Source organism: Algoriphagus winogradskyi, from assembly GCF_900182815.1.
Lineage (GTDB): Bacteria > Bacteroidota > Bacteroidia > Cytophagales > Cyclobacteriaceae > Algoriphagus > Algoriphagus winogradskyi.
The window spans coordinates 219974-240351 of sequence record NZ_FXUA01000008.1; the positions used below are offsets into that span (position 1 = coordinate 219974).

Below are 20378 nucleotides of genomic sequence, written 5' to 3' on the forward strand. Positions count from 1 at the left end.
AGATATGGAGATTAAAAATAAATCACAGCTTTCAACCAATAATTCGGTGACTAAGAAAAAGAGGAGACCTTCAATTCCTACAGAGACAAAAACAAAACTATGGCTAACCTCAGGTGGCAGATGCCAGTTTAATGGATGTAATAAGCCTCTGTGGAGAAATGATGTCACGATGGACATCATGAATAAATCCTACATAGCCCATATTTACGCTTTTTCAGATAATGGACCAAGGTATGATGAAATCCTTTCTCCACTGCTAGAAACAGATTTCGCAAATTTGATGATGGTGTGTGATCAATGTCATCGAACCTTCGATGATAAAGATAAAGTGAATGAATATCCGGCTTCTTTTCTGATTCAGATGAAACAATCACACGAAAAAAGGATTGAACTTCTTACAGGTATTGATGTGGATAAAAAAAGCTTTATACTACTTTATGGAGCTAAAATAGGTGAGCATGATTCCCCATTAAGCTTTCCAAAGGCAGCAGAAACTATTGTTCCGAATTTTTATCCTGTTTCAGCAGAACCTCTTGACATTGGATTAAAAAATTCAGCATTTAAAGATAACAGCAAGGAGTATTGGGATTTTCAGGTTGCGAATTTGGTGCAATTGTTTAGAGAAAAAGTTTCTTATTCTAAACAGGCCGGCTCTTCCCCACATTATTCTATTTTCGCTTTAGCACCACAGCCACTCTTAATTAAACTAGGCACACTGCTTTCTGATCTTTATGAGGCGGAAGTTTATCAACTACATCGTAATCCGAAAACATGGAAATGGCTAGAAGAGGATGTAATTGCGAAATTTAAGTTGTTTGAACCTCAGAAGGATGCAGAAAATGTGGCGCTAAACATTTCATTGTCAGCAAACATTTCAAATGATAGAATTATAAAGGTTCTGGGAGAAAATACGGCAATCTGGACAATTACCATTGATTCGCCAGATAATGACTTCCTTCGTAATAGAAGTCAATTCCTTGAGTTTAACAAAATAATTCGTAAAGCATTTGATCAAATTAAATCGAGACATGGACAAGAAGCTATTTTGAATTTATTTCCTGCAATGCCTGTGGCACTTGCTGTAGAATTAGGCAGAGTTTGGATGCCTAAAGCAGATATGAGATTAAAAATATTCGATCAAAATAGAGAAGCAGGTGGATTTATAGAAACATTAACTATACCAGCATGAATTTAACTAAGGAGCAAAAAGAACAATTTGAAGAGATTCTTGAAGAGGTAGGATCTTCACTTGATATAACTGAATCAGAGTACAATGCCGCTGTCCAAAGCTATGAATCTGTTGGGAGATATCTTTCAAAAGATGATTCAGATTTGGCAAAATATGAACCAACAATTCTCCCCCAAGGATCATTCTTATTAGGGACAGTAATTAGACCAATCTGCAAAGATGACGATATTGATTTGGATCTAGTTTGTCAATTGAAAAACAAGAATTTTCACTGGACTCAAGCTGATGTGAAGAACAAAGTCGGTGATCAATTAAGAAAGCATAAAACCTTAGAGTCGTTACTTGATGAGGAAGGCAGAAGATGTTGGACTCTAAAGTACAGGGAAAAATCACCTAATGGTGGTAAATATCATATGGATATTCTTCCGGCTATTATAAGTGAAGGATATGGAATACTTCTTGAAAAAGCATTTTCAAATCGATCCTTGGAGGAAATTGACAGCCTTTCTATTAGAATGACAGATACAGAATTGCTTAATTATCCTTCTTCAATCTATGTGGAAGAATGGCCAAAGACCAATCCTTTTGGATATGCTAGTTGGTTTTTTCAGCAGGCTGAAATAGGCCTTGAAAAAAGCTTTAGCCTCCGAGAATCGATAAAGCCTGTCCCAAAATACCAGAAAGAAAAGCTACCTCTTCAGAGGGCTGTTCAAATTTTGAAACGTCATAGGGATATGATATTCAATGGAGATGAAGATAAGCCAATCTCAATTATTATTACAACCTTAGCAGCTAGAGCATATCGGAAAGAGTCTGATGTAGTCGGCGCGTTATTTGGAATAGTGAATCGGATGGAAGACTTTGTAGAAACCAAAGAAGATCCAGTTTCTGGTGAATTTTACAAATCAATACCTAATCCTGTAAACCTTGGAGAAAATTTTGCGGATAGATGGCGTGGAAACTCCATTAAAGAGGATAATTTTTACAAATGGCTAAAAAAGCTGAAGAAAGATTTGGCTGAATTTGTTGAAAATAGAGGGGTAAATCTTCAAAATTCCTTATCGGATTCATTAGGAAAAGGAGTGATTTCTGAGGCATTTACCAAAATTGGTGTTCGGAAGCGAATGCTGACTGAATCAGGTTTAAATCGGTTTGACTCAAAAATCGGAATAAGTACTTCTGGGGTTAGTTTTCTCAAATCTCATAATTTTTATGGAAATGCAGAAGAGTAACTTCATAAGCGTAGGAGCACAGGCATTAAATCTAAGAAAAAAGTTTCCTTCAGGTGAGATTACTACCGATAAGGATCAATCACTTATTTGGAAGGGGACTTTGACCCCTTCACCTTTGAGTGAGTTCTATGATATAAAACTTAAGTTTCATAGAAATGAAGGAGTCGATGTTTGGGTTACTAACCCTCTTCCTTTGCTTTTAGCTCCTAACAAAACTAAACTGCCTCATGTTTACGACCACAAACATCAAGAACTATGTTTATATTTCCCAGATGGGAAAGAGTGGAATCAAAGAAAGTTATTGAGTGAAACTATTTTGCCTTGGACCATTGAGTGGTTATATCATTACGAAATATGGGCGCTTACTGGAGCTTGGACTGGTGGTGGTTTGCATCCAAAAAAGAAAAAGCCAAAAAATAACTTTGATATTCGAAAGGTCTTTAAAAATAGGTGATCTGTGTAGCATTAGGGGAGTGTTAGCCGAACTCTGTCCTTCCCTTCCATTGGACCACAATTCCTTTAAGTTTATTTCTGGTTTTGATTTTTAGTCTCTACTGCCACTACCTCAAGCATTTTATATTCAAATTTATTTTTAGAGAGTTCACCATTCTTTTTTAACAGAGGAACTTTTTCGAGTATCACCCTAACTAAATCCTTTGTTGCAATTCCTTTTGGGAGAACTTCGCCAACATTTTTGAAACCTAATGCTTTAGCAATCAGAGGTAAATGACGAATATTGTATTTGGCACTGTTGCCAAACATTTCAACTTTTCCCACAAATCCAGATGCTAAACCCATTTTTTGACTTAACTCCACTTGTGTCATGCCTATATCCTCTCTGAGTTCTTTTACGTGAAGAATCAGCCGAAAATCCATCTCAGACATTTCTTGTTCAACAATTATACTTGGCATTGAAGTTTTTTATACCAAGGGACATTAAAATCAATATAAAGTCACCTCCATATATGGAAGTGTAAAATAAATGCTTATATTTAAAGCAGTTAAAATATAAGCGGTATCTATGCCGCACCGAGTATTACGATTCTCTCGTACAAAAACCGCCAGTATTGACCACGAGAGGATGTGATGACTCGCCCTGTTCTGGACTTAAAGTATCTTTTGATATCTTTGAGTGCAGTAGGGCGGGCTTTGCATCAGTCTTTAGTGGTCAACTTTCCGAAAGGATGCGGGTTACCTGGCGGTTTCCTGTACTAAAGCAGTAAAGCTCGCCCTATTTTATGGCGATTTTTACAATAGAGACTCGTTTTACCATTTTTCATTTCTAATGAAAACGAGCATGAGTAATTTACTTCCTTTTATGTTGCAGACAGTATCCTGTAGGATCCACAGGATGGAAGGGTATGCTTTGTTGGTAAGCGGGTCAGTTTGTTCTCTACCTATTACACATTATCTATTACCAGTGGAACTCGGCATCACCGCGGTAGATCGCCTCTTTCCTCTTAAGCCCAAGAATCCGATTTAGGATTTGTTTTTTCGCCGTGAAAGGGGAGGTGCACAGCCCTGAGCAGATCGGTTACTACATAATACATCTTATTATTCATTTTGCTTGTTGCTCGGTGGGAGCGAGGTGGGATTGCTTTGTCTGTATTTGAGTACCAAGTACAAAGCCTCCCCGCCTCAGGAGGGTATCAAGTAGCTAAAGTCAGAGATTGGAGATTGGAGAAAAGAGATTAGGGTTTAGAGTCTCTATGTGGCAGAGGTAAGCACAATTAGATTGCTTCGTCCTTCGTCCTCGCAATGACGTTTTTCCTAAACTTCGGTTTTAAGACTTCTGACTTGAGCTTTCAGACTTCCCTTCTGGACACTGAGACTGCCTACTGCGACTGCTCACTGACCACTGACTGCTGTTGACCGTGGTCTGTCGACTGTGGACTCACTTCCGTCTTCGAACATTGGTCATCGGTCACCGGACATTCAGCAATACAAACAAAAAGCTCATGAAAAAAACACTACTCATCTGCTTACTGGGATACCTATGTCTTCCCACAAGCACCACCACAGCACAGGTTGCTGATTCACCTCCGGAGACTGATTTGGTTGATTACTCCGGCATTCCAGGGCAGGAGGGCGCAAGCTCTTCTGCTCGCTTGGAAGGGATGCTCTATCTGGAAATACCTGCTGCCAGCGGGATCGATACCCTGGTATTGACGTATTGGGAAAAAATGCTTAGCAGCTCGCCTGCCATTTCTCCCGGACATTCCATTCCCTTGGTAGGACACAAGGGGACATTCTTTGAAGGAAGTGGGAATATGACAGTTTTCACCTGCTATCTTCCAGAAGAAGTAGATGAGGGGTACTTTTCCCTGTCTGACGGGAAGGTAGATTTGATCCGGAACTGGAATTTTAAGGGCTTGGACAGGGTAAGGATCCGGTTTGAGCAGAGCTCAGGATTACTGCTTTTCGGAGGTCCCCAGGCTGACTTCTACCGTACCCAGTATTATTTGGATCAGGCAGTTGCCGAATCCAAGTTTAATTCCGATCCCCTCCTGCTTGCAGGTACAAGCCTAGGATTATTTGAGAATTCCAGTTCAGGGGAGCGTTACAGACGTGCCTTGCAGAAACCTGACGACCTGTATGTCAAGCTTAAGGTGCTGGTTCCTGTTGAAACAGGTTGGGAATACCTCAAGGAATATTTAAGTATTCCTGTTACCCAAAATCCAGCTTGGAAGGTTGTACAGCGTTTTAAGGATGTTCTTACTGCTACAGAATACCAGCTTCTGGAAGCCAGAGTAGTTGGAACGATGTTGAAGCAGGGAGTAAACCGGGCTGAATTCGCATTGGATCATTTAAAGGAATCACCGGCAAAGCAAGCTGAACTTCTGGGTTGGGCTGCAGATCTACATATGGAGACCTTGGGGGCTTCACATCCCTTATTGATTGAAGGGGCGGTAGGTCTGGCACTGGTTGAAGCTAAAATCAAAAAGGAGGACTTTTTCGGGGTGGTGGATACTTATCCAGCACGTATGAAGGACCCGATGATAGGTAACTACGTGCTAGGCAATTACAATAAGTTTGGTGATAACCTGTCCACAACACTCGATAGCAGCATCGCTTTTATTGAGACATCCTGGATCAAGGAGCAGTTGATCTCTCTTAAGGAAGTTCAGTTGGGCGGTTTTCTTTCAAGGGGGCTATACGACGAGCGGGGAGAGTCAGTAGACCTTACTGATTATAGCGGTAAGACCTTGCTGATCCATTACTGGATTTCCGGATGTAAATTTTGTATCGATGACTATCAGACCGTTCTGACTCCCCTGAAAGGGCTGCTAGCTGAGGAGTCAGGTTTTTCGGATGCCTCCGACATAATACTGGTCACCATCAATGCCGATTCCGGGGAGGACAGCTGGCGTAATAGTCTTCGCACTGGCAAGTACACATCCGATCAGTTTTTAAACCTGAAGGCAGTAGCAGACAGTGAGGTGCTTTCCCGCTATGGGATAGAGGCATATCCACAAAAAATGATTGTAGGTCCGGATTCCAAGGTCCGCTTTCAGAGCCTGCATCGACTGTCACCCGGGCAGCTTCATGAGATGCTGGACAGCATACAAGCTGAATACGCCAATCAATCTATCACTTTACATCACACACAGCCATGAAATACATTAGTATGATTTTACTGGTCTTCGCTATTTTCATAGGAAAAAGTCAGGCCTATCAACAAACACTAGCTACGCTCCGCGGTACAGTGACCGACAGGGATGGACTTTCCCTGCCCGGTGCACTGATCTATTTACAGGATACCCAGTACCGGACCATTACCAATGAGGAAGGGGAATTTGAGCTTGAGGTTGCTGGGGTTGACTATACCTTGGTTGTATCCTACATAGGGATGAAAACCAAGGAAATGGAAATTACACTTCCGTTATCTGAGCCCTTGCTTATACGCTTGACTTCGTCCGAGACAGAGCTCAATACAGTAGAAATTGTCTCCACGGGGTATCAATCCTTGCCCAAGGAGCGTGCGACAGGTTCTTTTTCCTATTTGGACAGCCAGCTCGTCCAGCGAAGGGTGAGTACCTCGGTGCTGGACCGCCTGGAAGATGTGACACCGGGACTCATTTTTAACCGGGGGAAACAGGCTGTCAATGAACCGGTTACCATCCGGGGCCGCAGCACGATATTTTCTGATACCTCACCATTGATTATTGTCGATAATTTCCCCTATGACGGACCTTTGGAAAATATCAACCCCAATGATGTGGCCTCCATTACGGTGTTGAAGGATGCGGCGGCTGCCTCTATCTGGGGAGCTAGGGCAGGAAATGGGGTGATCGTAATTACAACAGTGAAAGGAGCCAAAGGTCAGCCCTTAAAAGTCAGCTTCAATACCAATGTCACCCTGACCGCACCACGGGACCTCTATTATGTACCTCAAATGTCCATACCCGAATTTATTGGAATTGAGGAGCAGCTGTTTTCCAGCAACTTCTACCGTAGTCTGGAAAGAAACTCGAATAAACCCAGTCTTTCTCCAACGGTAGAAACCCTGATTGCAGAACGCGACGGGCTGCTCACAGGGGAGCAGGCAGATCAACTGCTTGAACTTTACAGGCAAGCCGATCTCCGAAATGATGTAAATGAGTATTACTTGCAGTCTGGAATCAGCCAGCAGTATTCGCTTTCCTTGTCAGGAGGAAGTGATTCCCATGCTTACCAGGTATCGCTTGGATACGATCAGATTCGGTCAGGCATTGTAGGTAACAGTAACAACCGTTGGACCTTGGCGATGGGTGATGAATGGCAAACTCTTTCGGATAAATTGAAGGTGGGTATTTCATTGAATATCTCAAATCAGAACTCTTTGGTAGGTACTGAAATTCCGGGCGGATATGCCTACGACAGGCTTGCTGACGAGCAGGGCAACCCACTCCCTATTGCCAAGTTTTACAGTACCAGATTTATAAATTCAGTCTCTGAGCTGGGCTTGCTGGATTGGGAATACCGGCCCTTAAATGAGATTGGACAGTTGGATCACCGTACGCAAGCCTATGATATCCGGGTGAGTCCTTCAATTCAGTATTCTATTACCCCTGAACTGAAACTGGGGGTATTCTACCAATACTGGAAGAACATTAATTCTACCAGGGACCGGGATCCACTTTCGCTTTTTGCCACACGGGATTTAATCAACAAATATAGCCAGGTCGGCGACGATGGAAATTACACCTATCCGCTACCCCAAGGGGAAGTGTTGAACCTGGGGCAATCAGATACCTATTCCCATACCTTCCGCCCCCAACTGAGCTTTGTAAAGGACTGGGAAGACACACACTTTCTCAATGCAATTGCTGGAATGGAGATCCGTGATCTTCAGGGACTGAACAGCTCAACTGCATATTATGGCTATCGTGACGATACTGGCATCAGTTTACCTGTGGATTTGGTGAGTCGTTTTCCATTGTTTTATAATCCAGGCCAGCAGGCGAGCATTCCCTCAGAAGATTCACATGGTGGGAGAGTGGACCGTTTTATTTCCTATTACGCCAATGTAGGCTATGACTTGAAGCACAGGTATTTTCTTACCCTAAGTGCCAGAAAGGACCAGGCCAATATATTCGGGGTAGAGTCCAATAAAAGAGGGGTTCCGCTTTGGTCAATGGGTGCTGGCTGGATTTTATCCGATGAGAAATTTGCGGACTTCCCTAAGATGCCTTTCCTAAAGCTAAGGGCCACTTACGGAGTGAGCGGAAATGTTGATAAAAGTCTTTCATCAGCTGTTACAGCCAGGTACATTACCTTTCTTCCCTGGGATATTTTACCCCAGTTGACCGCTTCAGGAATAGTAAATCCTCCCAATCCAGGATTAAGCTGGGAAAAGATTCAGACCACAAATCTTGCATTGGATGTGGAAACCCAAAATGGTTTTCTCGCAGGCTCCATTGAATACTACATCAAGGATTCTCGCGATCTGCTGGGGGACTATTCAGTGGAAGCTGCTACGGGAAACACCAACTTTACCGGGAATTTCGCTGCAAGCCGGATCAATGGCGCGGACCTTTCATTGGCAGTCAGATGGTTTAGAAATGATTTTCAATGGACCAGTAATTTGTTCTACAGCGGAGTAAATGAAAAAGTGACGGACTTTGAAAAACTACCCACGGTTAGCAATTTGTTGGCTATGGCAAATACCAGTATGCCTTATCCTTATGCAGGTCGTCCGCTGTATGGTATTTACAGTTACAAATGGGCGGGATTGGATCCTGATACGGGTGATCCCCTAGGATTCGTGGACGGAGAAGCTAGTAATGATTACCTGGCGATTTCCAGGGAATCAACTATAGAAAACCTGCAATACCATGGGCCAGCAAGGCCTACCAGTTTTGGGGCATTCAGAAATGATTTTGGGTACAAAGGTTTCGCATTATCGGTGAATATTTCATATCGCTTTGGGTACTACTATTCCCGGGAATCAATCAATTATTATACCCTTCTGAGAGGAACCATAGGACATGGGGATTACGACCGCAGGTGGCAGCAACCCGGAGATGAGGAATGGACTCAGGTGCCATCACTCCCAGCTTCATCTGATACTAGAAGAAACAACTTCTATATGAATTCCGGAGCCTTGGTGGAGAAAGGCGACCATATTCGATTGAATGATGTGCGATTTTCATATACGCTAAGCAGTGCAAGGATGCCTAGGCTTCCCTTTCACTCGGCTGAGTTTTACTCCTACGCCAGCAATCTTGGTATCCTGTGGAAGGCTTCCGATGATGCACTTGATCCTGACTTTCAGACCTCCCGGCCCTTACGATCTTTTGCACTTGGGATGAGGCTTGACTTTTAGGTGATCAATAAATAAGAATACGGGCTGGGATATGGCCAATAAAAATCAAATTATAAACACATGAAATCGAGCATGACTAAAAAGTCACACACTGGCATGATTATAATCGCTGCGAGATTCCATATGGCCTTTAAAAGACAAATTATAATCATATGAAAAAATACTGTATTAAAATACTATGCTGCATCAGTGTTCTCATCAGCTATTCCTGTCAGGATTACTTGGACGAAAAGCCTCAGAAATCCCTGGTAGTACCTGCTACGGTGGATGATGTGCGGGCTTTATTGGATTCTTATAGTTTTCTGAATGCCAATTCGCTGATATCCTTTATTCTCGCAGATGATTGGGTGACAACATCCCAAAACTGGGAAACCTTGAATCCTTGGGAACAGAATGCCTATTTATGGAAGAAGTCAGTCTTCGAACCCAATGAACGGTCCGGGGATTACCAAAGCCTTCATGGCAGGGTGTTTTACGGGAATGTGAGCTTGGATATTCTGGAGAAAATTGATGATACCTCAGATTCCGGAAACAGTGTCCTGATCGGGGAAGCGTTAGCTTTAAGGGCTAGAGCCATGTTTGAATTGGCTCAGTTGTTTTTGCCTTCCCCCAATTCTGCACTTGCGAACGAAACACGTATTCCAGTCAATTTGAAATCTGATATCAATGCCACCCTGGAAATGTTAAATGTATACGAAGTACTGGAATTGGCAAAAGCAGATTTGGAAGCGGCATTTACCAGGCTGCCGGATCAGGCGCAGTACAAAACCCGAGCGGATAAGTCAGTAGCAAAGTCCTTTCTCGCGCGAATCTACCTGTATGAAGGGGAATGGCAGGAGGCTTACAATTCTGCAGCTTATGTAGTGCAGCAAAAAGGAGAATTAATGGACTATAGTACCTTGGATAGTGCCTCTTCTTATCCTTTCAGCCTATTTAATACAGAAACACTATTCTATAGCATGACCAGCAGTTTCCCTGTGACCGCCAGCGCCGCCACTTTCATCCTTCCTGAACTGTACAGCATGTATGGAGAGTCTGACTTGAGGAAGTCCTTATTCTTTACCCTCGATCAGTCTGGATTACCCTTGTTTAAAGGTTCATATACAGGAGACTTTAACCTGTTTACAGGAATCAGTATGGCAGAAGCTTACTTGGTGGCAGCAGAATCGGCCATTCGACTGAGTGAGGTTGATAATGGACTTGCTCATTTAAATGCGTTGGGTGTCAAACGGTATAGCGATTTCGAGGAGTGGAGTGAGCTGGAGGAAGAAAAGGCATTGGAATTAGTCTTGGAGGAGAGGAGGAAAGAGTTGGTGTTCAGGGGACTTCGATGGTATGATATGAAAAGGCTAAATGAGCTTGGACTTGGTTTAGAGGCTTCGAGAGAGATAAACGGAATAGTATACAGTTTGTCATCTGCCGACCAATATACTTTGGAGCTTCCTCCATATGAAATTGAATTGGGAAACCGCTAACTACAAAAAAAGAGCCTTGGACCACTGGTTCAAGGCTCTCACTCGTTCGAACTTTGATCTACTAATTCTCAATCGGAGTTAGTCCGTTGTTTTGGAATTTTCGGTTGGTATTTGGATCAATTGGATCACCATCTATCTCTTCATAAAGACAGCCAGGCGCAGCGTCCATTACACAGTTGTAAGTGCCCGGTCCGGGAGGTTGATTTACCAGATACCAATGTTCTCCGTCAAATCCATAGACATCTGTTTGAACTTCTTCTGGAGAAGTAAATGCAAACGCTGCAAACGCTGCCAGCACAAAGGCAAACAGCGGTAATCTTTTAATTAAACTATTCATAACAATGCCTGTTTTTTAACAGATCAAAAACAGGGAAACCGTTTTTGGTTGTTTGCCTACTCTGAAAAGGGTTTTCGGCATCTCCCTTTGGGAGGCTCATTGGGTTTAGCCAGTCTCTTACCCCAGGCTATTAAGAGAAATGAGTCTCTTTATTATTCCTAACCATTGAGGTCTTCAAGACCTCGACGGTTTTATTCCTTAAGATTCCAGAAATACTTATTTCATTTAATTATTTTTTCGGGGTGGGGTATTCAGCAGCCCTGCCCTTTTCTTAATCTTTGAGGTTTTCCAAACCTCGAAGGTTTTACTTGTCAGTCACTTGCGTATAATATATTTATTAGTTAGTTTAGAATTAGAAACTAGTTGCGTTCACTCAATTGATTGTAGAAGATGGAATCTAACCGTCTCTTATAATCCATTTTTTACAGCCTACGCTTTTCCAAATCTTGGCTGTGGGGCGGTAGTCCAATACCGCCCCTTTCTTAACCTTTCAGGTTTTCCAAACGTCGAAGGTTTTTATCTTTTTATTCTCCACTCTGGTCTGTGTCTCCACAGACCACTATTTTGCTGCTTGGGATTTGTAATCCCGGTCTCAAACCGTCGGATTTACAATCCGCCATTTATTGTAATTATTTTAAGAGGACGTAGATTAAATAATTTCTCGTCCCATCTTGCTGGCACTAGGCTTTCGTCTCTGAATCACGATCTTGGGCCAGTGCTTTTCAACGTTATTATCCTTATACCCAGGGTAAAAAAAACCTGGGCTATCCATAGTGCATACCTACGGCATGCTTCCAAATCTCTTCTAGCGCAAGTCTACCGACTGCCTCCAACTTCAGCATTCATCATTCATCCTTTGATATTCAACATTCGAAATTACCGACATCCAAAATTCAACATCCCACAACGTTACTTTTCCGTCTTTTGCCTGTCCGTTGTCCTGCTTCTCCAGAAGCTGGATGTGTCGGATATTTCGTTTCCATTCCTCGGCACAAACATTCCTGTCCTATTATGATCTAGGGACTGCCTGTCCCGATGAGCCGAGCGATATCGGGAAGGGAAATGGCCTTTATTCTTTTTTTACCATGGGTTTCACCCCTTCAGGGTGATACTCACACTTCTCTACTTTTATATATTTTAAATTCTTCGCTCCAGCACCCAACTCCATTCTCCCCTCCGCGATAACTATCGGGAAGGGGTCGGGGGTCACTGCTAAGCCCAAGTCCAGCACATTAATTTTAAATTTTAAATTCCTTTCATTTTAAATTCTCTACAACCACCACCTGTCCGCCGTAGCAGAAACAACCAACACCGGTCAACGGACATCAATCTTCCAATCGAATACCGGCAGTGGCCACTCCAATCAACCCCAGATTCATCCAGAAGTGCTCCGCCCATCCCAGACTCTCTAAGATTCCCGCACAATTACACGGCACTCTAGGGAAAGCTCCCACCCAAATCAGTCCCACATAAGTAATAAATACCGTTAGCAGCAATATGCTTCCCAAGTATCCCCACCATCTAGTGACTTTAAAGAGCAGGAGCAGGGCAAGCAGCAACTCAGTTATTGGTATTGCATAAGCCAGAATCTCCGCCAGCTCGGCCGGAAAGGTCTGGTTAAGGAATGCCTTTCTGCTTGCTTCAAAGCGAAAGATTTTATCAAAGCCTGTATAGGTCCATAGGAGAATTAGAAGTGTTGAAATTATTTTGTGCATTTTCTATTTTGTTAAATAATATTTCCAATCTGAAATTGTACCGCTACCTTTCCATGTGGAGAGGGTTGAGGTAAGGTAACTAACTTACTCTCCTCAAGGAAAAGAGCCTGTCCCGATAAACGAAGCGATATCGGGAGCTGGGTGAGGTAGTCCAGAGTTTGGTACTGAAGATTCTGTTCATATTCATCCCGTCATAGCTACCACTGACAAACACCCTCTCCTCCAGGAGAGGGTTGGGGTGAGGTAGTCCATAGTTGAATTAGAAGTGTGCTTACGGTACTGTTCATAATTTTATATCATATTTACCTCCGACTAATTTCCTCTCTTAAAGGGAAGGGCGTTGTTTTAAAGCCCATTCATTGCCAATAATTTCTTACTATATTCAAAAGCTTTTGTGAGTTTTTTCTGGATTCTGGGACGAATAGCAAATATTCGTAGGGGTCGGGACGAAAAATGCCACTACTGGAATGGATATCAACTACTCATTCACTGTATGTAATAAGTACTATGATGTTTATCAATAGTGTAAAAAAACAAATTGAGTTTTGTAAAACCGTTTATAAATAAAATCCGAACTCTCTTACTTATGGATTGATCCCAAAGAAAGTTTGGTTTTTTACATATTAGATTTAGTTATAAGGTATCTGTTTAGATATTTAGAAATAAAAAACTGACTAGAACTTGTTTCATAAAAAATTATTTCTAATTTAGTTTCATTAAGGCCTTTTTTAGTTATCCTGGGAGTTCTTTGGTGGGCATTGGCAATGATAATTTGCCCTGTCTTAGACATCTATTTGCTGAACATTTAATGGTACTTGCTGAAAGAAGAATCATCTATGCTCAGGATATCATGATTTTGACCGGAAGGAGTAGGTCGTACGCTTATTATTGTATGAAGCGAGTGAGGGAGCATTACGGAAAATCAAAGCATCAACTGATAACTTTTCAGGAATTTGCTGGCTTTCATGGTATCCCCGTCGACGATCTGGGATTTTCTCTGATCTACAAAACCAAAACAAATTAAAACGGATTCCATCTCAGATGAAATCCGCTTGATTTGGGGTTTTCCCACCGGATTGACGATCCGGTAAATGCATAGAATGCTGAAGTAAAATAGACATGTTTTTAAACCAGGCTATTCGCAATAAGCCTGTACCGATTGCTGTTACAAAACTCTTAGAAAATTAAATTCTCGTAATTGTGGTGATGCATTCTCGAATAATGCTCCCAGTTATACGATTTTTCTGACTACCTCTTGATGAAGGTCTGTTTACTTGAGTGTGTCCTGCCCGCAGGTTCAGCAGACTCATTTCTTGTTTATTTATCATAAGTTGAAATTTTATGAAATCGAACATTTCACCTTTTGTCTCATTTTGTGATGATTACTAGTCATGCGGGATTCCATGTGGATTGTTTAAATTTTATTAACACATGAAAAGTATACTTACCCCGCCTCAGATTCAGTTCTCAGGGACAAACCCTAGTATAAAGTGGGTCAATGATAAAATGAAGCCTTTTATAGCAAGGCCAATCTTAATTCTTATCATTCCATGGGTGGTATATCCTCTTCTGGATTTGGCCTCAACCTATTATTTTAAGTTAGATTCTAGTGGGATTCCCTTCGCTTTGATCACTACTTTGATAGGCTTTTGTTGTTCATGCATTTATTTCTTTTGGCTATTCCCTTCTGCTTTTTATTCAAAAAGACCCCTTATAGTCATTGCTCTTTCTTTGGTTACAATTTCCTTTTTATCTGTACTTAAATACTTTTTATTTCTACTCGTCGGAATTGAGCCACATCCACCTTTAGATTTTGCAGCCTATGAGTTTATGAGACAATGGGTATTCATAGCTATTACATTCACTTTTTGGGGATTCTATGCGCTTATTAAAGCCCTTCAGGAAAAACGGAAAACTGACGCCAGTTTTGATAGACTGAGAATTGTTCATAATAAAGCCCAACTCAGTCCACATTTTACGCTCAACCTGATAGGAGATATTTCCGCCAAATCATTGAAATACTCGCCAGAACTCTTTGAGGATCTAAATCACTTCATCACTATACTCCGCTATGCATACATTGATACGGAAAAATTCAATTCCCTGTCTTCTGAAGTCGAGGCTATACTCTCGTATTTACATGGTCAAAAATTGAGATTTCAGGGCGCTATCATTATTCGGGATAAAATCGATAGGGATTTGCTTCATTATGAAGAGCTATATATGCCAAAGTTACTTTTGATCACCCTGCTCGAAAATGTATTTAAACATGGCGTTTTTCAGGATCCTAAATACCCGGTATTAATAGAAGCAAAGATGATTTATTGTAAAAACAGCATTCCAATTCTTCATTTTTCTACGCAAAATAAATTCAACGAGGGGTTAAAACTGGCTAAAAGTGAATTCGGTATAGAAACAGTCAGAAACTTGCTGGATTACTTTTTTGAAAATGCTACCCTGACCACGAATGTAACGCAAGACACCTTTTCTCTTAACCTAACTCTACCATATGAAAAACCCAAACAAACTTGGCCTAATCGATGATGAAACTCTGGCACTGGATAGGCTCAAATATTTCATTTCCGGAATACCTGGGTACCAAGTGGAATTTGCGGAAACTAACCCTATGGATGGACTGCGTTTAGCCAGCCAAAAAATATGCGATATCTTGATAACTGATATCCAGATGGAAAATCTCAATGGTTTGCTAATTTCTGAGCAAATGGAAGAATTGGGTGTTCCCGTGATTATCTGTTCCGCGCATGAAGAGTTTGCACTACCAAGTATCAATTTATCTGTGGCTGGTTATCTAATTAAGCCTGTCAATGCCTGGGGCTTGAATAAGCTTCTGGAAAAGGTCTCCAAAAAACTGAATATACAAAAGGAAGCAACTCTGGAAAAGTCGAAAGATTATTTTCTGGTGGAGGACTATGCAAGTTTTGGTTATACTAAAGTTGCTTTTTCCAGCCTTTACCATGTTGAGCAGAAACAAAACTATTCGCTCTTTCACGCTCCTCCCCATATTTACAAACAGCGCTCCACCTTGCAGTCTGTAGAAATTATGCTTCCTGAATGGACTTTTGTGAGAGTCCAAAAATCCTTTCTCATAAATATTACCAAACTTCAGAAAATATTCCATAAGGAGATTATCCTTGATAACGGAATGATTGTCCCTTTGGGAGACTCTTATAAAGACCAACTTCTAAATACTTATAAACTATACAATCGACCATAAATTAATCTCCCTAGGCTTTTGTACAAGCTATAGATTACTTTACGTTCATACTCATTTGTATCTCTTGGAAACATTCGATTACAGCACATATGAAGATGGTTTGGGATAAGGCGCATCAATACTTCATCTTGTTCTGTTGCGATTTTTGAGAACTCCGGTAAGAAAGTCTCAATAGGGTAAGTAGTCTCATATTCAGTAGTAGAATAATCAGCTTTGCTTAATTTCTTTCGGTCTGTTACTGGAATTTCCTTAACTAACCTCCGGAAATAGTGAAAAAACATTTCTATTCTGCCAGTCATTTCAATGAGTTGAATGTATGACTGACTTATGCAATAGTGACGTTTTATTGCATCCCATGTTAACATTGGAGAAACTCTCTGTTTTTCATTGCCAAGAAGTATCAACTCGGATTCAAGGTGAAATATGGATTCAGAGGTTACAATACCTTTATGGGGTAGTTTATATTTTTCATACTCAGGATAGTATGGTGCTGAATCTACTGTAATGACCCATCCAGTTTCCATCAATCTTTGCTTTAACTCGGCAGTTATCGCTTGTTTTTGTGCTTCTTCAGTAGGAAGTAGGCGAAGCCTGATTTCTGGTTTAGGGGAGTTGTAACACAAAAAATACCATTTCTGTAGCAGAGAATTTTCCTTAATACTTTTAAGTATGGATGGTAAAGGCTTGAGCAATAACGGCAGTAACCCTTCTTCCTTTATCCCAATGCGCAAATAAATCCAGCTTTCATCAATGCTGCCGATCCGATTCAAAGAATCGATTTTCTCAATAATGCGATCTTTACCTTTCCAAGAATAAATAAACTGTGGGAAGAGGGGTTGTCCGGATTTGTTTTTAAGAGGCGACCGCTCTTTCCAAGGGCATTCAAATACAGTGAGCTCTTCCAACTTATTAAGTTCTTCCCATAGTATTTCCAGTTCAGGAGGATATTCCCAGTCAAGAATTAGTTCTCTGTCTAAGTATCCTGCTAGCAAAGGGCAAGGTATTTTGGACGCAGCAAGAAATTGAAAGAGTTTACGTTTGTCAGAATAGTTTTTTGAGTGCAGGATCCACTTCCTTCCCTGAAGAATAACTCCCTTCCAAGTCAGCCTAGGTATATAGGAGGTTTGCTGAAAAGAAGTATTGTGGTATGGAATAAACCTCTGCTGATCCTGATTCCCGATTTCCCAGAATAACCTGGAAAGCGTGTGGGAGATTTGATTGGGATTCAGCGGGTGCTGTACAGCTGGTAAAACTTCCTTGTTGAGTTTTTGGCTATAGAGCACCAAGCGATCCCGTCTAAATCCTATGAGCAGATCTTCAACCCCCAACTGGTTTTCTTGGAGCCCATTTCCAAAGGGGTATATGCTATACCTAAAGGCATTTTCATGTCTGGAAATGCGGTTTGATTTTGAGGTTTCGAACATAATTATGTCGGCATATAGGGCTTCTTCAGACAAGCTTTCAACGTTGTCTACAACCAAATTTTTAATCTCTGGATCAATGCTAAAACGTCCTGAATAAGCAAAAGGGCGGTTGCAGACAATGTTTTCTATATAAAGTTCAGTTTCTCCCAGTAGTTTGAAGGCTATTTGGAGGTGGTGGAGATCTGTGCTTTTCAGTTCAAAACAATTGCTTAGGTCAAATTCTTCAACATTACCCCATAACATAGAAAGTATATCCTCAGAGCGATAGTCATCCCTTTCTTTTGTTATACTTTCATTTACTGGATTGCAGAAGAAATCTTGTCTGTGAGCTAGAAGGCCAATAGGTACAAAACGGTCATCGAAGGTATACCTAAACCAGGACTTGAAATTCCTTAAGAAATCACTTTCTACAGGAACAAAAAGATTTCCGATCTCAGAAATGAGTTTTTCCAATTTTTCTTGGATTCCCCGGTTTACTTTAATTTCTGAAATTATTCTTATGTCCATTCCCTCGCTTTCATGAGGTGATCCCAATTCAGGGAAACTTTCTGGAATAAGAAATCCTGATTCTAGCACCATTTTCCAGATGTTTGCTATCTGATTTTTGTTTTTAGACTTGAAAAACTGTTCAAAGGTAGGTCCATCGAGTTTTTCTGATTGTTCAAAATAGGCCAGAAGAATCAGGATAAGTGGGTTTTTATCGAGATAGCTAATCCTCCAGCCCTCCTCCTGAATACAGTAACTCCAGAATTGTACCTGGTCAGCATACACCTTTAACCCAGGAGCGACTTTGTATTTACTAGGGGGCAGAGATTGTACCCTTGGTTTCTCAAAATATAGATTTTCTATTTTTCTGTAGGCTAGGGAGCCGACAGTATTGCTGTCTCCCCACATACCGATGCCTACTCCAGCCCATAACCCAAAGGGGGTGGAGCGGTATCTGCCCCTCAATAGGTACTTATGAATTTTGGTTTGGGTGGAGTAACAAAGCGAATCGAACTCCTTCTTTTGTATTTCCTGAAATAGGGAATCTGAAGACAGACGTATAGCTTCTTTGATCCAGTCCCAGTTTTTACGAATTTCTAACATGTCTTTAGGGTCGAAATCCACTAAGTGCATTCTGTATAAAAAATCCATGGCTTTTTGCCATCCTAATTCTTAAAAACTGGAAGGAAAGTCTGAATTCAGGGACATACTCTTTTCTGGTAGGGAGCATTGACGTAATCAAAGCTTTTTGTGCCTTTGATTTCTGTTACATAGAGTAAGTTCAAGTAGGAGATATTTGACAGTCATCTCATGATTTATTACTGATTTTAATTCATTTATTAGTTCATAGAATCCAATATTTCACAAAGAATCTACAGAATCCACAGAATCCATACACTATTGGGATTTGAAAAACTAGCAGGTAAGATTTGGGAACTTAAGTTATCGTCACAGGCGGAATTGAGGAAAGTATCAAACAGAGAAATGGACTTCTTCAACCGCTATAAACATCGTCAAATCATGCCAAAGAAAAGATGCATAGTTTACCCTAAAGATGTACAGAACATCACGGGAAGAAGCGAGCGCTACGGACAGTTATTGCTTCAGAAAATCAGGGTTTTCCATAATAAGAAACCTCATCAATTTGTCACTATACAGGAATTTTCAGATTTCTCCGGAATACCACCTGGCGATATCAGCGACTATCTGTACTAGAAAGCAGCCTAAATAATGATATGACTTAGGCCTGCCCATGCCGCAGTAAATTCCCAGTATCTAATCAGTCGGGGTTCCTCCCAGTCTCCTTCATATTTTGTTCCTCCTATTTCCCTTTGGACTGAGAGTACAGTGGGTGTAGCGTAAACGAAGAGGGGTGATACATGCAAAGTGGGAATTGCTGCGAATTCACTTCTAAAATATCTATCTATTAATCAGTAGTTCACTTTGAAAATCAAAAATAATGGGAATAATACATAGCAGCCTATTGGGGACTATAAATGGCTCCATGGGCAATCTGGTGTTTTACCAGTTAAACGGGAAAACAGTGGTTAGACAAAAGCCAGGCCCAAGAAAGAAACCTGCCAGTGAAAGGCAGCTTTACCAGCAAAAGGCTTTTAGCATAGGCCAGAAATTCGTGACTCCGCTCAGGGAAGCTTTGAATTTTACGATGAAAAAAAAAGGTTCAAGTTTTGAATCCGGAACCAACAGGACACTTAGCTGGCTGATTAAAAATGCCATTCTTCCTGAGGAAAAAAATCCAATACTTTATCCAGAACGTGTCAAAGTATCCAAAGGATGGCTAGTTGGTCTTGAGCAAGGATTGGCAGTACGGGAAGGTACGTCTATCAGAATCACATGGCAACCCAATGCCTGGCAGGGTTCAGGAAGAGATGAGGATAGTTTGTTTGTTATTGCTTACGTACCTGAATCAAAGCGGGTGTACACGCTATATAAAGGAAATTATAGAAAAACAGGTGTTCAGGTGTTGGAGCTACCTTGGAGTGAACCTGAACTTGGACAGGTGTTTGTATACGCAGCATTTTACGCCCAGGATGGCTGTATTCGTGAGTTTTCAGATTCTATTTGTCTAGGTAAAGTTTAAGAATTTATGCTCTTGATTATTTGAAATATTACCTGGTCAATGAAAGAAAATTCTGTTTTTCAAGTAAGAGGAGCAATGACCTTTATTAGTATAGTTAGGATAAATTTACGCAATTATCATAAGTAAAGGTTGATTTCCATTTAGGTAGGGGCGAATCATCATTCGCCCCTTTTTTTTCGTTCTATAGTAATATTTAGCAACAGGATTTGGTTTGAATTATCACCACAAACCGAAAAAAGCGCACCTAGGAAAGTTCTTCTCAAACTTGCGAACATATCGCGCATTCAATTGATAGCCAATGGGATAAAACTGAATTTTCCTGCATGTTTCACTTAAACCCCATATACTTATGGCAAAACAAGCAGGAGTAATTACA

The 20378-nt window shown here is 41.1% G+C and carries 14 protein-coding genes; 10 read left to right on the forward strand and 4 right to left on the reverse strand.

The window, feature by feature from the left end:
* Positions 1 to 4: 4 nt before the first annotated feature.
* The 3 genes from QOL76_RS18480 to QOL76_RS18490 are packed head-to-tail and all read left to right on the forward strand — an operon-like array spanning position 5 to position 2875.
* Positions 5 to 1189 carry an SAVED domain-containing protein gene (locus tag QOL76_RS18480; RefSeq protein ID WP_283414443.1) on the forward strand — a complete coding sequence of 395 codons (1185 nt, stop codon included), beginning with the start codon at positions 5 to 7 and terminating at the stop codon, positions 1187 to 1189.
* Positions 1186 to 2421 carry a nucleotidyltransferase domain-containing protein gene (locus QOL76_RS18485; RefSeq protein WP_283414444.1) on the forward strand — a complete coding sequence of 412 codons (1236 nt, stop codon included), beginning with the start codon at positions 1186 to 1188 and terminating at the stop codon, positions 2419 to 2421. Before QOL76_RS18480 ends, QOL76_RS18485 begins: the two co-directional genes overlap by 4 nt.
* A complete protein-coding gene (locus QOL76_RS18490; protein ID WP_283414445.1) occupies positions 2408 to 2875 on the forward strand; it encodes a type II CBASS E2 protein in 468 nt (155 codons plus the stop codon). The genes QOL76_RS18485 and QOL76_RS18490 overlap by 14 nt, the downstream gene beginning before the upstream one ends.
* 71 nt (positions 2876 to 2946) lie before the next feature.
* Here the strand turns inward: QOL76_RS18490 and QOL76_RS18495 are convergent, their stop codons facing one another.
* Positions 2947 to 3333 carry a helix-turn-helix domain-containing protein gene (locus QOL76_RS18495; protein WP_283414446.1) on the reverse strand — a complete coding sequence of 129 codons (387 nt, stop codon included), beginning with the start codon at positions 3331 to 3333 and terminating at the stop codon, positions 2947 to 2949.
* 1046 nt (positions 3334 to 4379) lie between these two features.
* Between QOL76_RS18495 and QOL76_RS18500 the strand changes: the two genes are divergently transcribed.
* The 3 genes from QOL76_RS18500 to QOL76_RS18510 all read left to right on the forward strand — a co-directional run bounded on the left by QOL76_RS18500 (position 4380) and on the right by QOL76_RS18510 (position 10704).
* Positions 4380 to 6038 (forward strand): TlpA family protein disulfide reductase, encoded by a 1659-nt coding sequence (locus tag QOL76_RS18500; RefSeq protein WP_283414447.1) that lies wholly within the window; start codon positions 4380 to 4382, stop codon positions 6036 to 6038.
* A complete protein-coding gene (locus QOL76_RS18505) occupies positions 6035 to 9229 on the forward strand; it encodes a SusC/RagA family TonB-linked outer membrane protein (protein ID WP_283414448.1) in 3195 nt (1064 codons plus the stop codon). Before QOL76_RS18500 ends, QOL76_RS18505 begins: the two co-directional genes overlap by 4 nt.
* 152 nt (positions 9230 to 9381) lie before the next feature.
* Positions 9382 to 10704 carry a RagB/SusD family nutrient uptake outer membrane protein gene (locus tag QOL76_RS18510; RefSeq protein ID WP_283414449.1) on the forward strand — a complete coding sequence of 441 codons (1323 nt, stop codon included), beginning with the start codon at positions 9382 to 9384 and terminating at the stop codon, positions 10702 to 10704.
* A 61-nt stretch (positions 10705 to 10765) separates the two neighbouring features.
* Here QOL76_RS18510 and QOL76_RS18515 read toward each other — a convergent pair whose 3' ends face one another.
* On the reverse strand, positions 10766 to 11041 hold the full coding sequence (locus QOL76_RS18515) for a hypothetical protein (protein ID WP_283414450.1): 276 nt from the start codon (positions 11039 to 11041) through the stop codon (positions 10766 to 10768).
* A 1325-nt stretch (positions 11042 to 12366) separates the two neighbouring features.
* A complete protein-coding gene (locus tag QOL76_RS18520; protein WP_283414451.1) occupies positions 12367 to 12756 on the reverse strand; it encodes a MauE/DoxX family redox-associated membrane protein in 390 nt (129 codons plus the stop codon).
* A gap of 1431 nt (positions 12757 to 14187) precedes the next feature.
* On the opposite strand from QOL76_RS18520, the gene QOL76_RS18525 reads away from it, so the two are divergent.
* Together QOL76_RS18525 and QOL76_RS18530 are read left to right on the forward strand one after the other, a co-directional pair.
* Positions 14188 to 15300 (forward strand): histidine kinase, encoded by a 1113-nt coding sequence (locus tag QOL76_RS18525; protein WP_283414452.1) that lies wholly within the window; start codon positions 14188 to 14190, stop codon positions 15298 to 15300.
* Entirely contained in the window at positions 15266 to 15991 is a 726-nt protein-coding gene (locus QOL76_RS18530; protein WP_283414453.1) for a LytR/AlgR family response regulator transcription factor, read from the forward strand. The genes QOL76_RS18525 and QOL76_RS18530 overlap by 35 nt, the downstream gene beginning before the upstream one ends.
* Here QOL76_RS18530 and QOL76_RS18535 read toward each other — a convergent pair.
* Positions 15967 to 18552, reverse strand: coding sequence for a thiopeptide-type bacteriocin biosynthesis protein (locus tag QOL76_RS18535; RefSeq protein ID WP_283414454.1), 2586 nt, complete (start codon positions 18550 to 18552; stop codon positions 15967 to 15969). The two genes, QOL76_RS18530 and QOL76_RS18535, sit on opposite strands and share 25 nt — an antisense overlap.
* A 369-nt stretch (positions 18553 to 18921) precedes the next feature.
* Here QOL76_RS18535 and QOL76_RS18540 point away from each other — a divergent pair, with 369 nt between their 5' ends.
* Together QOL76_RS18540 and QOL76_RS18545 are read left to right on the forward strand one after the other, a co-directional pair.
* Entirely contained in the window at positions 18922 to 19116 is a 195-nt protein-coding gene (locus QOL76_RS18540) for a hypothetical protein (RefSeq protein WP_283414455.1), read from the forward strand.
* Between the two features lie 244 nt (positions 19117 to 19360).
* Positions 19361 to 20002 (forward strand): DUF6266 family protein, encoded by a 642-nt coding sequence (locus QOL76_RS18545; RefSeq protein ID WP_283414456.1) that lies wholly within the window; start codon positions 19361 to 19363, stop codon positions 20000 to 20002.
* Positions 20003 to 20378: the final 376 nt, after the last annotated feature.

Bases quoted from the DNA above. Each gene is read 5' to 3' on its own strand.
- QOL76_RS18485 (WP_283414444.1), top strand. From the start codon at position 1,186: ATGAATTTAACTAAGGAGCAAAAAGAACAATTTGAAGAGATTCTTGAA.
- QOL76_RS18515 (WP_283414450.1), bottom strand. From the start codon at position 11,041: ATGAATAGTTTAATTAAAAGATTACCGCTGTTTGCCTTTGTGCTGGCA.
- QOL76_RS18490 (WP_283414445.1), top strand. From the start codon at position 2,408: ATGCAGAAGAGTAACTTCATAAGCGTAGGAGCACAGGCATTAAATCTA.
- QOL76_RS18545 (WP_283414456.1), top strand. From the start codon at position 19,361: ATGGGAATAATACATAGCAGCCTATTGGGGACTATAAATGGCTCCATG.
- QOL76_RS18505 (WP_283414448.1), top strand. From the start codon at position 6,035: ATGAAATACATTAGTATGATTTTACTGGTCTTCGCTATTTTCATAGGA.
- QOL76_RS18530 (WP_283414453.1), top strand. From the start codon at position 15,266: ATGAAAAACCCAAACAAACTTGGCCTAATCGATGATGAAACTCTGGCA.
- QOL76_RS18510 (WP_283414449.1), top strand. From the start codon at position 9,382: ATGAAAAAATACTGTATTAAAATACTATGCTGCATCAGTGTTCTCATC.
- QOL76_RS18525 (WP_283414452.1), top strand. From the start codon at position 14,188: ATGAAAAGTATACTTACCCCGCCTCAGATTCAGTTCTCAGGGACAAAC.
- QOL76_RS18495 (WP_283414446.1), bottom strand. From the start codon at position 3,333: ATGCCAAGTATAATTGTTGAACAAGAAATGTCTGAGATGGATTTTCGG.
- QOL76_RS18480 (WP_283414443.1), top strand. From the start codon at position 5: ATGGAGATTAAAAATAAATCACAGCTTTCAACCAATAATTCGGTGACT.
- QOL76_RS18540 (WP_283414455.1), top strand. From the start codon at position 18,922: ATGCCAAAGAAAAGATGCATAGTTTACCCTAAAGATGTACAGAACATC.
- QOL76_RS18500 (WP_283414447.1), top strand. From the start codon at position 4,380: ATGAAAAAAACACTACTCATCTGCTTACTGGGATACCTATGTCTTCCC.
- QOL76_RS18520 (WP_283414451.1), bottom strand. From the start codon at position 12,756: ATGCACAAAATAATTTCAACACTTCTAATTCTCCTATGGACCTATACA.
- QOL76_RS18535 (WP_283414454.1), bottom strand. From the start codon at position 18,552: ATGGATTTTTTATACAGAATGCACTTAGTGGATTTCGACCCTAAAGAC.